At 64.8% G+C, this 14,073-nt stretch carries 15 protein-coding genes; 3 read left to right on the forward strand and 12 right to left on the reverse strand.

The features are described from left to right. Positions 1–33: 33 nt before the first annotated feature. Together QUH67_RS33050 and maiA are read right to left on the reverse strand one after the other, a co-directional pair. Positions 34–543 carry a MarR family winged helix-turn-helix transcriptional regulator gene (locus QUH67_RS33050; RefSeq protein WP_300944085.1) on the reverse strand — a complete coding sequence of 170 codons (510 nt, stop codon included), beginning with the start codon at positions 541–543 and terminating at the stop codon, positions 34–36. Further along, positions 533–1,165: a maleylacetoacetate isomerase gene (gene maiA / locus QUH67_RS33055; protein ID WP_300944087.1), complete on the reverse strand. Its 633-nt coding sequence runs from the start codon at positions 1,163–1,165 to the stop codon at positions 533–535. The genes QUH67_RS33050 and maiA overlap by 11 nt, the downstream gene beginning before the upstream one ends. 110 nt (positions 1,166–1,275) lie before the next feature. Here maiA and gtdA point away from each other — a divergent pair, with 110 nt between their 5' ends. Then, the gene (gene gtdA, locus QUH67_RS33060) at positions 1,276–2,316 is read left to right on the forward strand and encodes a gentisate 1,2-dioxygenase (RefSeq protein ID WP_300944089.1); all 1,041 of its coding nucleotides are present in this window, start codon (positions 1,276–1,278) and stop codon (positions 2,314–2,316) included. Between the two features lie 125 nt (positions 2,317–2,441). Here the strand turns inward: gtdA and QUH67_RS33065 are convergent, their stop codons facing one another. The 6 genes from QUH67_RS33065 to QUH67_RS33090 form a co-directional block, all read right to left on the reverse strand. Beyond that, entirely contained in the window at positions 2,442–3,260 is an 819-nt protein-coding gene (locus QUH67_RS33065) for an ABC transporter permease (protein ID WP_300944091.1), read from the reverse strand. Then, positions 3,253–4,026 (reverse strand): ABC transporter ATP-binding protein, encoded by a 774-nt coding sequence (locus QUH67_RS33070; protein ID WP_300944092.1) that lies wholly within the window; start codon positions 4,024–4,026, stop codon positions 3,253–3,255. Before QUH67_RS33070 ends, QUH67_RS33065 begins: the two co-directional genes overlap by 8 nt. Before the next feature lie 168 nt (positions 4,027–4,194). Next, a complete protein-coding gene (locus tag QUH67_RS33075; RefSeq protein WP_300944094.1) occupies positions 4,195–5,193 on the reverse strand; it encodes an ABC transporter substrate-binding protein in 999 nt (332 codons plus the stop codon). Between the two features lie 108 nt (positions 5,194–5,301). Then, positions 5,302–6,666, reverse strand: a complete 1,365-nt coding sequence (locus tag QUH67_RS33080) for an FAD-dependent oxidoreductase (protein ID WP_300944096.1) — start codon at positions 6,664–6,666, stop codon at positions 5,302–5,304. 71 nt (positions 6,667–6,737) lie between these two features. Continuing rightward, positions 6,738–7,568, reverse strand: a complete 831-nt coding sequence (locus QUH67_RS33085; protein ID WP_300944098.1) for an aspartate dehydrogenase — start codon at positions 7,566–7,568, stop codon at positions 6,738–6,740. Positions 7,569–7,593: 25 nt separating this feature from the next. Beyond that, positions 7,594–8,391, reverse strand: a complete 798-nt coding sequence (locus QUH67_RS33090; RefSeq protein WP_300944100.1) for an enoyl-CoA hydratase-related protein — start codon at positions 8,389–8,391, stop codon at positions 7,594–7,596. Between the two features lie 164 nt (positions 8,392–8,555). On the opposite strand from QUH67_RS33090, the gene QUH67_RS33095 reads away from it, so the two are divergent. Together QUH67_RS33095 and QUH67_RS33100 are read left to right on the forward strand one after the other, a co-directional pair. Continuing rightward, complete coding sequence (locus QUH67_RS33095; protein ID WP_300944102.1) at positions 8,556–9,530, forward strand: 2-dehydropantoate 2-reductase; 975 nt, start codon at positions 8,556–8,558, stop codon at positions 9,528–9,530. A gap of 303 nt (positions 9,531–9,833) precedes the next feature. After that, on the forward strand, positions 9,834–10,616 hold the full coding sequence (locus tag QUH67_RS33100) for an SDR family oxidoreductase (RefSeq protein WP_300944104.1): 783 nt from the start codon (positions 9,834–9,836) through the stop codon (positions 10,614–10,616). On the opposite strand, the gene QUH67_RS33105 is transcribed toward QUH67_RS33100, so the two are convergent. From QUH67_RS33105 to QUH67_RS33120, 4 genes are all read right to left on the reverse strand, one after another. Beyond that, on the reverse strand, positions 10,608–11,342 hold the full coding sequence (locus QUH67_RS33105; protein WP_300944106.1) for an aspartate/glutamate racemase family protein: 735 nt from the start codon (positions 11,340–11,342) through the stop codon (positions 10,608–10,610). The genes QUH67_RS33100 and QUH67_RS33105 overlap by 9 nt on opposite strands. Positions 11,343–11,510: 168 nt before the next feature. Then, a complete protein-coding gene (locus QUH67_RS33110) occupies positions 11,511–12,191 on the reverse strand; it encodes an alpha/beta hydrolase family protein (RefSeq protein ID WP_300944108.1) in 681 nt (226 codons plus the stop codon). 131 nt (positions 12,192–12,322) lie between these two features. Then, positions 12,323–13,006 (reverse strand): glutathione S-transferase family protein, encoded by a 684-nt coding sequence (locus QUH67_RS33115; protein ID WP_300944110.1) that lies wholly within the window; start codon positions 13,004–13,006, stop codon positions 12,323–12,325. A 107-nt stretch (positions 13,007–13,113) separates the two neighbouring features. Continuing rightward, a complete protein-coding gene (locus QUH67_RS33120; RefSeq protein ID WP_300944112.1) occupies positions 13,114–13,950 on the reverse strand; it encodes a MerR family transcriptional regulator in 837 nt (278 codons plus the stop codon). Positions 13,951–14,073: the final 123 nt, after the last annotated feature.

Here is a 14,073-nt window from a genome sequence, read left to right on the forward strand (position 1 = left end):
GGGTTTGGCGTCGAGCGTCTCGCCCAACTCCACTCACCCCGCCTTCCCCAGATGCTCCAGCGCATCCTCGGCGCGGAGCGGCACGCGCGAGGCCTCGTTGTTGAGATCGACAAGCTGCGTCAAGAGCCTCATCAGCGTTTTGCGGTCGGCGGGCTTCAGCGGTTGCAGCATCCGCACCTGCGCGCGCTCCACCAGCGGCATGATGTCGCTCAACACGGCTGCGCCCGACTTGGTCAGATGCAAGAGCTTGACGCGCTTGTCGTCGGGCGACGGCTTTCGCTCGATCAGCGCCTTGCTCTCCAGCCGCTCGATCACGTTGCCGAGCGTCGAGCGGTCGAAGGCGATCACCGCCGACAGCCGCGTGGCGTCGATGCCGGGATGGGTGTGGATCGTCACCAGCGCCGCGTATTGCACCGGCGTCAGGTCGAATGCCTTGCATTCCTCAACGAAGATCGAGACCGCGATCTGCTGCATCCGGCGGAACAGATAGCCCGGCGCGGTGTAGACCGCATCCATCGTGACGGGTGCGGGCTTACTCGGCATCGGCCTGCCTGTCGGGTGCGGCGTCGGCGAACGCCTTCATTCCCAGCGCCGCAGTCTCGGCCTTCAGCAGGCGCGGAAAGACGGAAACATCCACGCCGAAGCGTCGCGCATTGCCCAATTGAGGCACAAGACAGAGGTCAGCCAGCGACGGCACGTCGCCGAAGCAGAACGGACCGGACTCGTGTGCGATCAACGCCTCGCAGGCGGACAGTCCCTCGCGGTTGGTCCAGGCCGCCCACTCCGTCACTCTCTCCTCGGCCAGGCCGAGTTGGCGCAGCCGGTTCAGAACCTTGAGATTCTGCACCGGATGCGTGTCGCAGGCGAGCGCCATGGCGAAGGCGCGTACCTTGGCGCGGCGCAGCGGGGCCTTTGGCAGCAACGGTGGATCGGGATAGGTCTCGTCCAGCCATTCGATGATCGCCAGCGACTGCGTCAGCACTTCGCCTTTGTCGCCCTCCAACGCCGGAACCAGCCCTTGCGGGTTGAGCGCGAGAAAGGCGGGCGCGCATTGTTCGCCCTTGCGAAGATGGTGCGGCAGATGATCCGCAGGCAATCCCTTGAGGTTCAGCGCGATCCTGACGCGGTACGCTGCCGCGCTGCGGAAATAGCCGTGCAGCTTCATCGGAACCTCCCTGGAATGCTATCGTTCTACCCGATAGGGGCCACGATTGACGATAGCTATATTGTAAGTATACTGTCAATTTAGAGGACAAAGATCACGGGAGGCGGACGATGGAAGCCGTACAGAAGACGCCGGAGCGTGAGGCGTTCTACAAGAAGATCGACGGCGAAAACCTCTCCGCGCTGTGGAACGTGATGAACGATCTCATCACGCCTGAACCGCGCAGCGCCTGCCGGCCGCATCTCTGGAAGTTCGACTCGATCCGCGACTACATGACCGAGGCCGGCAAGTTGATCACTGCCAAGGAAGCCGAGCGGCGCGTGCTGGTGCTGGAAAATCCCGGCCTGCGCGGCCAGTCCAAGATCACGACGTCGCTGTTCGCCGGCGTGCAGATGGTGGTTCCCGGCGATATCGCGCCGGCGCACCGCCACAGCCAGTCGGCGCTGCGCTTCGTGCTCGAAGGCAGAGGCGCGGCCACCGCGGTCGACGGGGAACGCACGCTGATGGAGCCCGGCGATTTCGTCATCACGCCGTCGATGACCTGGCACGACCATTCCAACGAAACGAATGAGCCGGTGTTCTGGCTCGACGGGCTCGATATTCCAATGGTGCAGTTCTTCGATGCGTCCTTTGCGGAGGGCTCCAACGAGGACCAGCAGAAGATCTCAAAACCTGCCGGCGACAGCTTTGCGCGCTACGGCCGCAACCTGCTGCCGGTCGACGAGAAGCGAAAGTCCAAAACCTCGCCGATCTTCAACTATCCCTACAGCTATACGCGCGAGGCGCTGGAACAGGCGCGGACGCGCGAGGAATGGGACGCCTGTCACGGGCTCAAGCTGAAATTCTCCAACCCCGAAACCGGCGATTTCGCGATGCCGACCATCGGCACCTTCATCCAGCTATTGCCGAAGGGGTTCAAGACCGCGCGCTATCGCTCGACCGACGCCACCGTGTTCGCCGCGATCGAAGGCAAGGGCCGCACCCGCATCGGCGACGAAGTGTTCGAATGGGGCCCGCGCGATCTGTTCGTGGTGCCGAGCTGGCACTGGGTCACGCACGAGGCCGACACCGATGCGGTGCTGTTCTCGTTCTCCGACCGCCCGGTACAGCAGAATCTGGATTTATTCCGCGAGGACCGCGGCAACGCGTGAGGCGAAAAACAATCCCGTAGCGTGGGCAGAGCGAAGCGTGCCCACCGTTTCGCCGCGTGCTCGCTGATGGATGGTGGGCACGTCGCTCACGCTCCTTTGCCCACCCTACGGCCCCGGTGTCCGCATCACCGCCAATGCAGCAACCTTGCTTCCAGCACGTTGATCGCCTTCCCGACAGCCAACCCGAACAGCGACAGGATCACGACGCCGGCCAACAGCTGATCGGTCTGCATCAGATTGCCGGCCTGCAGCACGAAGGCGCCGATGCCGAACTGGGCGCCGATCATTTCGGCGCTGACGACCAGCAGCAGCGCCACCGACGCGGTGATGCGAAAGCCGGCGAGGATCGACGGCAACGCGCCCGGCCAGATCACGCGGCGGACGATGGCGTGAAACGGCACGTTGAAACTCTGCGCCATGCGGATCAGGTTGCGCGGCACGGCATCGACGCCGCTATAGACCGAGATCGCGGTGGAGAAGAAGACGCCGAGCGCGATGGTCGCGATCTTCGGCTCCTCGCCGATTCCGAGCCAGAGGATCAACAGCGGCAGCAGCGCGATCTTCGGAATCGGAAACAGCGCGGAGATGAAGGTGATGCCGACGCCGCGCGCCAGCGTCGACAGCCCAATCGCAAAGCCGACAATGACGCCGGCCACCGTGCCGAGTACCCAGCCGGTTCCTATCCGGATCACCGACGCCGATACGTGTTGCCAGAGCGCGCCTGAGATCGCCAGCTTGTAGATCGCGGCGACGATCGCCGAAGGCGCCGGCAGGAACAGCGCGTTGACCCAGCCGGCGCTGCCGGCGAGCTGCCACAGCGCGATGACCAGCGCCAGCGCGATCCAGCCCGACGCGCGCCCGCCGCCCGGCATAAAGCCCGCGCCGCGAAAGGCGACCGGCCGCACCTCGGCCGCGGCATCGTCCTGCGGCGCGCGGTCAAGCATGCTGCACCTCGCGCTCGGCGTCGATCGCCTCTTCGCGGATCAGCGACCACAGATCGTTCTGCAGCGCGAGCAATTTGCCGCGCGCATCGATCGCGCCGCGTTCGGCGCGCGTCATCGGGATGTCGACGATTTTTCGGACCCGGCCGGGGCGGCGCGACAGCACCACGATGCGGTCGGCCAGCCGTACCGCCTCTTCCAGGTTATGCGTGACATAGACCGCACCCATCGCGCCGTCGGCCAGAAGACGGATGAAATCCTCCATCAGCAATTCGCGGGTCTGAGAATCCAGCGCCGACAGCGGCTCGTCCATCAGGAGGATCGCCGGCCGCACCGCGAGCGCCCGGGCAATGCCGACGCGCTGGCGCATGCCGCCGGACAATTGCTTTGGATAGGCGGCGCGAAAATCCGACAACCCCGTGCGGCGCAGCGCATCGTCGACGACGGCGCGGCGCGCGGCGGCGTCGAGCGCGGTATGCTCGAGCGGAAACGCAACATTGGCTTCCACCGTGCACCACGGCAGCAGCGCAAAATCCTGGAACACGAAGGTCAGCGGATTGAGGCTACCGGCGGGCGGCGCGCCGCGCAGCTCGGCGGCGCCGCCACCCGGCTGCAACAGCCCGCCGAGGATCGACAGCAGCGTGCTCTTGCCGCAACCGGAGGGACCGACGATCGCAACCACCTCGCCAGAGGCAACCGTGAATGACACGCCCTCGAGCACGTCGAGGGCGCCGAAGCGGTGGCTGATCCGGTCGGCGATCAGGTCCATGAGTTGTCCGTGCTCCAAAGCCGCAGCATCATGCCGGCCACATGGTTCGAGACGCGCGGCCAGCCGCGCTCCTCACCATGAGGGGATAGATATCACCCGTCGCCAACTTTCTCTCCTCATCCTGAGGAACCGCGAAGCGGCGTCTCGAAGGATGAGGGTCGCACGCCATCAATCCGCCTTCACATATTCCTTCGCGATGATCGCGTCTGCCGTAAATCCCTTGTCGACAAAGCCCTGCTCCTGCAGCCATTCGATCTGGTTGCCGACGTTCTTCACGTCGAGTTTCCCTTCGGGATCGATATAGGCGCAGTTGCCGACCACCTGCTCCACCGGCAGGTTTGTATATTTCGCGATGATCTCCAGCAGCGGCTTCGTCTTGTCGTTGATGTCGGCCTTGCCGTCCTTCACGGAGGCGAGAAGCACGTCGTGATATTCGCGGTCGGCGCGCGCGAGCGCGGTCAACAACTTCGTCACCAGCGGCTTGTTCGCCAGCGTCTTCGGCGAAGCGAACACCGCGCCGAGCTGCCAGGGCGTCTCGTCGCCGACCCAGCCGAGCAATTTGGCACCGCCGGAATCGACCAGCGCCCGCGCCGTCGAGATCGGCAGCAGGGCGGCGTCGACGGTCTCGCCCTTCAGCGCCGCCGCCGCGTTCGACAGCGACTGCAGCGGCAGCACTTTCACGTCGGCGAGCTTGAAGCCGTATTTGTCGGCGAGCAGGCCGAGCGAATAATGAAAGCTCGAGCCGACTTGCGTGACCGCGATGCGCTTGCCCGCGAGGTCCTTCGGCGTCTTCAGCCCGGCCGCATAGGCGTTGTTGCTGGCAAAATAGCCGATCAGCGGATAGCCCGCCTTCTCGCGGCTCATGCCGCCGATCACCTTCAGCGTGCCCTTGCCGGCAAGATTGTAGAGCCCGGCAGTGAACGCGGTGATGCCGAAATCGACGTCACCCGACGTGGTCGCCACCGCGATCGGCTGCGCCGCGTCGAAGAACTTCAGCTCGACGTCGAGCCCGGCCTCACGGAAATAGCCCTTGTCCTGCGCGATGAACACCGGCGCGGATGACGACAGCCGCAGCACGCCGATCCTGGCCTTGTCCTCGGCCCGTGCGATCCCGCAAGCCGCGATCGCCAGCAGGCTCACCAGCGCAAGCCGTGCAAACATCTTCATTCCATTCCCTCCGTCTCTTTTGTTCTGTCATATCCCCTCCACGTAGGTCGTCCCGGCGAACGCCGGGACGAACGACCACTTTTTTTCCCTTCGCGTCTCCATACGCCATTATACTCCCTCGGGCACCTTCTGATCCCGCCCGATGAACGCGCCCTGTTGTTTCAGGCCTTGTTGCAACGTTTCGACCGCGATGTCGCGCGGAATCGTGTTGCCCGACAGCGCCAGCGCTGCCGCTGCGCCGGCCGCCTCCCCCATCGCAAAACAGGCGCCGGAGACCCGCGCCGCCGACTGGCCCTCATGGGTCATCGAGGCGCAGCGCCCGGCCATCAAGAGATTGTCGATGCCCTCGGGCACCAGCATGCGATACGGCAATTCGTTGAAGCCGCGCGATTCCGGGATCGGCGGGAACGTGAAGGTCACGTCGCCAGCGACATGCTGCTCCATCGGCCAGCCATTGACGCCGATGGAATCCTCGAACGAGGCGCAGCCGAGCACGTCCTCGCCCGACAGCATGTAACCGCCGAGGACGCGCCGCGTCTCGCGGATACCGAGTTGGGGTGGCAGGTCGACGATGTAGGATTTTTCAAACCCCGGCACCGTGCGCAGGAATTCGAACGCCTGCACCGCCTGCCGCCGTCCATCGATCTCGCCGCGCGTCATCTGGTCCGGATCGATCCCGCTGATCGCCAGGCCGTCCTCGCGCGCCAGCTGGGTGAAATTCACCCGCCATTCGATCGCTGAGCGCTGCGGCCGCACGATCGCGGTCTTGCGCGGAAAGCGATGCGTCCCCGCAGCCTCGGCCTTGGCCATCAGTTCGGGAATCGTGCGCCAGGCGTCGCCCGCTTTTGCGGGATCGATGCCGTTGAGGCGGAACATCATCGACGGATACATCATGCCGCCGGCATTGTCGCCGACCTCGAATGGCGCGCCCGCCCAGGCCGCGAGGTCGCCGTCCCCCGAACAGTCGATGAAGATGCCAGCGCGCACCGCCTGGCGGCCGGCCTTGGTCTCGACCATCAGCGCGTCGATGTGCCGCGCGTCCTCCATCACCACACCGGCGCCGAGCGCGTGAAAGAGGATATCGACCTTGTGAGCCGCAAGCAGATCGTCTGCCGCGATCTTGTAGGCCGCGGTGTCGTAGGCCTGCGCAAAGATCTTGCCGAGGATCAGATGCGGCGCGTTCAAGCCATCGAGCCGGTCGATCCGCGCCAGCAGATCGGAGGCGATGCCCTGCACCACCCGATGCATTTCGCCATGGACGTTGGCATGCAGCCCGCAAAAGTTCGTTACGCCCGCGGCCGTTCCCATACCGCCGAGGAAGCCGTAACGTTCGATCAAGAGTGTGCGGCGGCCGGCCCGCGCCGCGGCCACCGCAGCGGCAATGCCGGCGGGGCCGCCGCCGAGCACGGCAACTTCGTACTCGCCATAGAGCGGTATCTGGCGTGCGGGCTCGGTGACGGTTTTGGGGGGCAAGGTGACATTCCCGGATGGCGTGCGGCCGATCATGCCCCGGACGGGCAGCTTTGGCTATTGCAGCGAAAGGCTCAGGTTCCGACCTGCAGCGGCGACGTCAGCTTGCGCAATGCGGCAATGACCGAGAGCGCGGTGATGCGGCCGGTCTTCGGGTTCTCCGACGGAATATTCTCGATGGCCATCGTGAACGAAGCCGAATCGGAATCGACCTTGATCTGGTGACAGTTCCGCGTCACGGCGGGATCGGCCCAGATCTCGATCGTGGTGCGATCGGGACCTATGCCAGCAAGCGACAGCGCCGCCACCACATTGACATTGGCCGGAAACGCCGCCGCCGCGTCGCGCGCCGAGCCCTTGAAGACACGCAAGGCCGTTGTCACCCCCTCCATCGAGATGCCGTTTTCGACGAGATACGGCGCACCGGCGAGACCACCGGGCGGCTTGCGCGTAACCATCTGCACCGAATGGATGGTGCCTTCGGCGGCGGCCGAGACCGCATCGAAGCCGATCAGGGCGCCGGTCGGCACGATGATCTGGCCGCCATGCGCGCGGGCCAGATCGATCAGTTGGGGACGGGGCAGCAGCGCGCTGGAGCTCAGCACCATGACCTGCTTGCCGGCGGTCAGCATCGGCCGGCAGATCTGGTCGAGGATCGCGGCCGGTGCGCATTCGACGATGAGGTCGGCGTGATCAGGCACTTCATTGAGCGAGACCAGGGGACACGAAATGCCTTCGCGGTCGAGCCAGGCTTGCGCCTTCGCCCGATCCCTGGTCGCGATGGCCGCGAGCGTAAGCCCGGGCAGCCCCTGCACCAGCTTTCGCGCCACGGTCTTGCCGATCTCTCCCAGCCCGGCGATGGCGATATTCTTCGATGGCAAATCCAACACTCCTTCGGAATACATTAACGCGTGCAGCAGGACTCAAGGGCTATGCGTTGCCCCAATTCGCCGCCCGCTTCCCCGCAAACGACGCCAGTCCCTCCGATGCCTCGCTGGTCTGGCGCCTTGCCGAATGCATCCTTACCAGCCGCGCATAGGCCTCGTCATCCACACCCATGCCACCGAACGAACTTTCCAGCGCCAGCGCCTTGGTTTCGGCCATCGCCTGCGGACCGTTGGCGAGCAGTTGCTCCACCACCTTGGCGCCCGCGGCCTCCAGTTCGGCCAGCGGCACCACCTCGTGCACCAACCCGATCCGCCGCGCCTCGTCGGCGCCAAACCGCTCGCCGGTCAGCGCAAAGCGGCGGACCTGGCGGACGCCGATGGCATCGCAGAGTTGCGGGATGATGATGGCCGCCGTCAGACCCCAGCGCACTTCAGTGATCGAGAACAGCGCGTTGTCGGCGGCGACCACGACGTCGCAGGCCGAGATCACCCCGGTGCCGCCGCCGAAACAGCCGCCCTGCACCAGCGCCACCGTCGGGATCGGCAGCGTGTTCAACCGCTGCACGGCTTCGAATGTCGCGCGCGACACCTGTTCGTTTTCCTCGACCGATTTCGGCCGCACGCCGTTGATCCATTTCAAGTCGGCGCCGGCCTGGAAATGCTTGCCGTTACCCTTGAGCACCACAACGCGGAGGTTGGGCTTGCTGCCCAAATCATCCATCGCCGCGAGCACGCCGTTGATGAGTCCGGCGTCATAGGCATTATTCACCTCGGGACGATTCAGCGTCACCGTGGCGACGCCGCGCGCGTCGAGATTCCACAAAACCGGATCGGCATTCATTCGGCGGCCCCTTGTTGCCTGTTACATCGGGCACTATGCCGGGCTCACGGAGTTTGATCTATCGTTTTTCGCCATGCCAGCGATGCAAACGACTTCACCAGTTGCGCAACGGCGCAAGCTTGTGGAAACTGACCACTCATCATCCCTCTCAGGACAACCACCTCATGCGGATTTGCGTTTTCGGTGCGGGCGCCGTCGGCAGCCATTTTGCGGTGCGGCTCGCACGGGCGGGACATGACGTTTCCTGCGTAATGCGAGGCGCGCATCTGGAGGCCGTGAAAGCCGGGGGGCTGACGCTGCGGGTCGGAAATGACGCGTTCGAGGCAAGGATGAACGCATCGAGTGATCCGGACGACCTCGGCCCGCAGGACGCCGTCATCTGCACACTGAAGGCCACGGGCCTTCCCAGCTTCGCGGAAGGGCTGCAACCGCTGTTGGCTGAGGACACCGCCGTGGTGTTCGCGCAGAACGGCGTTCCCTGGTGGTACGATATCGGACTCTCGCCAAAACACCCGCCGGTGCCGGATCTCGCCTTCCTCGATCCCGGCGGACGCTTGCGTGCCGCGATTCCGAGGCAGCTCATCGTCGGCGGGGTGGTGTTTTCGTCCAACGAAGTGATAGCACCCGGTGTGGTCGCCAACCTGTCGCCCGAGCGCAACCGGCTGCTGATCGGTGAATGCGACGACCGCCCCAGCGAGCGCGTCGCACGGCTGCGCGCCGCGCTCTGCGAAGCTGCGATCGAGTCCCCCGATGTCGCGCAGATCCGCGAGTCGATCTGGTCAAAACTCCTGACCAACATGTCGATGTCAGTGCTGTGCGTGTTGACCGGACTGACCGCGCGCGCCGTGCGTGATGATCCTGATCTGGCCGGCATCGTGCCCCGCCTGCTCGACGAGGCCAACAGCATTGCGCAAAGCTGCTTTCCCGAGGTCAAACGCGTCACGCGCACCGGACCCGCACCGGACCACAAGCCGTCGATCCTGCAGGATTACGAACTCGGCCGCGCCATGGAGATCGACGTGCTGGTCCGTGCCCCCGCCGCCTTCGCGCGCGCCGCCGGCCTGTCGACGCCGACGCTCGACATGATGGCGGCCCTCGCCACCCGACAGGCGCGCAGCAAGGGGCTCTACAAGGGCTGAGGCTCGCTCAGATCGCCTGCAGCCCCAGCAGATCGAACAGCCTGCTGTCGGTCTCGTTCTCATGCCGCCTCGTGCGTCCGCGCGCGCCTTGGCAGGCGCCGCCGTTACAGTCGTTTCATTCCTCACTTCGAGCCTCCCGTCATTCTCCCGATCCTGATCGCGCCGCGTCATGACATGCCCGCCGATACCCGCGCGTGATGCTGGTAAAAAATCGATCTCCAGCGCAAACCGGCATTGACCGCGCCGCGCACGTCGGTTCACTCTCAACGGCATCCAAGAACAAGAAACAAGCGGGGAACCAGAATGCACGTCAAGGGCAAGGTCTGCGTCGTCACGGGCGCGGCGAGCGGCATCGGCGAAGCGGTGGCGCGCGCCTATGCGGAAGCCGGCGCGCGCGGCGTCGTCGTCGCCGACCTCAAGACTTCGCGCGACAGACTGGCGAAGGTCGCCGGCGACATCGACGGATTGGCCATCACGGCCGATGTCGGGCTGGAAGAGGACATCAAGGCGCTGATCGCCGCGGCCGAAGATAAATACGGCCCGGTCGACGTGTTCTTCTCCAACGCCGGCCTTTCGCGCAAAGGGCAGGAAACCGCCTCCGACGCCGATTGGGACGTGAGCTGGCGCGTCCATGTCATGAGCCATGTGTTCGCGGCGCGGGCGCTGGTGCCCGGCATGCTCGCGCGCGGCTCCGGCTATCTGCTCAACACGGCTTCCGCCGCGGGTCTGCTGGCGTCGTTGAATTCGATGCCCTATGGCGTGACGAAGAACGCCGCGGTCGCGCTTGCCGAGCATCTCGCCATTCAATATGGCGACCGCGGCATCCGCGTATCGGTGCTGTGCCCGCAGTCGGTGCAGACCGGCATGACCATGCCCGGCCCCAGCGCCGCGCGAGTCGACGGCGTGCTGCAGTCGCCGGAAGTGGCGCGCATGGTGATCGAGGCGATGGCGGAAGAGCGCTTCCTCATCCTGTCGCATCCGCAGGTCGCCGAATACATGCTGCGCAAGGCCTCCAGCCGCGACCGTTGGCTGGGCGGCATGCGCCGGCTGCGCGACAAGATCTATGGCGCGCCGCAGTCAGCCTGAGGTCTTTGGCGCAAACGGCTGCAGTATTCCGGTATAAGCCTTCACGCCCGGCGACGCGTAAGAACCGCGCCGGGAAGTCGTCAACTTCAAGCCGGCCAACGCTTCGGCCTGTTTCACGGCGGCGGCAACGCCGTCGACGACGGGCACATCGAATTTGTGCGACAGTTTTTGCGCAAGATCGGCCATGCCGGCGCAACCGAGCACGATCGCCTCGGCGCCCCTGTCGAGCGCGCGGGATATCTCGGCTTCCAGTTTCGCCTCCGCGCCGGAGCCGGGCTTTTCGAGATCCAGCACCGCGACGTCGCAGGCGGTGACCTCGGCCCGTTCCGCAAAGCCGTAGCGGCGGACCAGTTCCTGCAGCGGCACGATCGAGCGCGGCAGTGTGGTCACGACGGCGATGCGCTTTGCGATCTGACCTGCCGTCACCAGCGCCGCCTCGCAAATTCCGACCACCGGGAAGCGGGCCGCGGTCCGGGCCGCATCGAGGCCGGTGTCGTCAAAACACGCGACAATCGCGGCGTCGGCGTCCGGCGCATTCATCAGCGCCTGGATCAGGCCGGGCACGGCGAACGCCTCGTCGTAATACCCCTCGATCGAAACCGGTCCCATTGCCGACGTCACGGCGGAGATTTCAGTGCCAGGGCCTGCAACGACGCGCGCCGCGGCGCCGATGGTTTCGGTCATCGAGGCGGTGGTGTTCGGATTGACGATCAGGATTTTTGTCATGGGTGCATGGTAATGGGTATGGCGCGCAGTGCAACTCCGTCATCCGTCGTCCCTGCGAACGCAGAGACCCATACGCCGTGACGTGTGTTTTGAGGGTTGCTGTTCGAAGGCTTCGTTTCAACAACCGAAGCCTGTGGTTATGGGTCCCCGCGTTCGCAGGGACGACTTCTACACAATGGCCTTAACCCACGCCGCGAACGCATCCAGCGCCTCATCCAATACCTCCTGATCGTTCCGCCCCGAACTCTTCAGCACGTGGAAGGAATGATCGGCGCCCTTGAGCAAACACAACGTCGCCCGCGATCCCAGACTTTTGACGACGGGTTCGAGCAGGCTCAGCTCCGCCAGCGCATCGCGCGTGCCCTGCAGGAACAGCATCGGGATTTTGACATCGGCGAGATGCGTCGCCCGGTCGCGGGAGGGTTTTCCAGCCGGATGCAACGGAAAGCCGAAGAACGCCAGCCCCCGCACGCCGGGCAAGGGTGAGAGCGCCTGCGCCTGCGACGTCATCCGCCCGCCGAACGACCGGCCGCCCGCGATCAGCGGCAAAGCATCGCAGCGCCGCCCGGCTTCCGCCACCGCCGCCCGCACCGCGGCGTGCGCGACCGCGGGCGCATCGGGTCGCTTGCTCCCCCTCTCCATGTAGGGAAACTGATAGCGCAACGACGCGATGCCGCGCGCGCCCAGACCGTCTGCGACAGCTTCCATCGACGCATGGGTCATGCCCGCGCCGGCCCCGTGCGCGAAGACATAACACGCCCGAGCCTGCGGCGGCGCGACCAGCAAGGCTGAAACCGCCTCGCCCGGGCCAACCTCGATTCGGAGCGATTGCGCGTCAACGATTGTCATATGATCCGATCGGCAACACTGGGATGACCGGGACAGTATAGAGGAAACAACCGAGCGAAAGCGAACACGACCAAAACAATCCCGGCCGTGGCCGAGAACGCCACGGCCGAAATGTTCCCGCGGAACGGACGTCAGGCCGCCGAGAGGAAATCGCGCTTCAGTCCCATTTGATCGACAAACGGCCTCTCGTCCGCCAGCGCCTGCTGGAACGGCGCGGTCGCAACGATCCCGCGCAGATAGTTTGCGAGATTCGGATACCGGGCGGCGTCGATTTCAAAGCCCACATATTGATAGACGATGAAGTTCGACGCGATCGCGATGTCCGCCAGTGTCATGGCGTTGCCGACAAGGAATCTTCCTCCGATCTGGCGTTCGAGATAGCCAAGGATTTTCGGCTGCACATTCGTCAGCACATCATCCACCACAGCCTTGTCGGTCGGGACGTTGCGGATATGGGGGCCGACGATCGTCTGGGCGAACAGCGGATGCACCACATGCCGGAAGATCGTGCCGCCGGCATAGGCGTCGAACCACAGCACGCGCGCATAGTCCCTGATGTCCGCCGGCAAGATCGGCGGCGCGGGCTGCTTCCTCTCGAGGTAGAGGCAGATGGCGGTCGAATCGGCGAGCGTAAAATCTCCGTCCTGCATGACCGGGATTAGTCCGGTTGGGCTGAGCGTGCCCCAATTGGCAGGCGGGTTGCCGGGCATCACCGGAATCACCACCTCGAACGTGTAGTCGATCTTCTTCAGGATCGCGGTGACGATCGCCTTTCTGGTGTGAACGGAAAGCGGAACGCCGTGAATCGTAAGCATGTCTACTCCTGTTGGGATTGGCCGCCGGCCGGAAGCCGGCACAGCGGTTCGGGTGGCCGGAACGCGCACGCGTGCCGGAGTCGGTGGTTTGAGAGAGTGAAAGGAAGCTAGGCGGCCAGCTTCACGGGAAACTGGATCTCAACCAGTGCGCCTTCGAAGCCGGGAGGCCCGGTAATGGACTCCAGGAATACTTCACGGCACGGCCCGGCGATCTGGTAGTTGTTGGCTTCGATCCAGCTGCCGACCGCGCCGAATGAGCTGTGGCTTTCCATATTGGTGCCCGGCCGGACGAGAGTCGCCATGGCCTCCACCGCCGGCAGTTCGCCGGCGCGCAGCAGATAATCGCCGGTCAGGCGGACGCCGCCATTGGACGGCCGCGTCAACGAGAAGCCGATCTCGAGATCGAGCTTGTCGTCGTCGTGATCGTTGCGCGCGACCACGACCAGCTTGTCGCGCAGCGCCGGCCTGATCTGCCGCGCACCGTCTTCGGCGACGAGGCGGACCATCCGGACCACTTCGTCCATGTCGGCGCACGAACATTGCAGCGACAGGAACGGCGTTGCCTCGACCGATTTGAGGATGACGTCAAATCCTTCCGTGCCGCCGTGCCGGTCGATTTGCGCGATGCGGGATTCGATATGGCGCAAGCGCGTCTCCTCCGCGCGCAGCGACCGCTCCACTTCTGCCCGCTTCAGCGTCAGCATGGCCCGTAGTTCGATTGGCGAGATCGCGTCCTTCAACAGCGGCCCGATCTGCTCCAGAGAGAGGCCGAGCTCCTTCAGTGCGAGAATGCCGTTCAGTCGCGGCAATTGCCGGATGCTGTAGTAGCGATAGCCGGTCTGGATATCGATATGGGCGGGCTGCAGCAATCCGATCTGGTCGTAGAACCGCAACTGCCGGCTCGATACCTGCGCGATCTGGGCGAATTCGCCGATTCGGAACATCAGAACTCTCCATCCATGAGCGGACTTCGTTTCAGCTTGCGGGGAAGGCGTGGTCGCGGGGTCACCAAGGTCTTGATCGTACGGCTCCAAATCTGAAAGGTTTCGCTTCGGGCGGATCGCGGC

It is taken from the genome of Bradyrhizobium roseum (genome assembly GCF_030413175.1).
Taxonomy (GTDB): domain Bacteria; phylum Pseudomonadota; class Alphaproteobacteria; order Rhizobiales; family Xanthobacteraceae; genus Bradyrhizobium; species Bradyrhizobium roseum.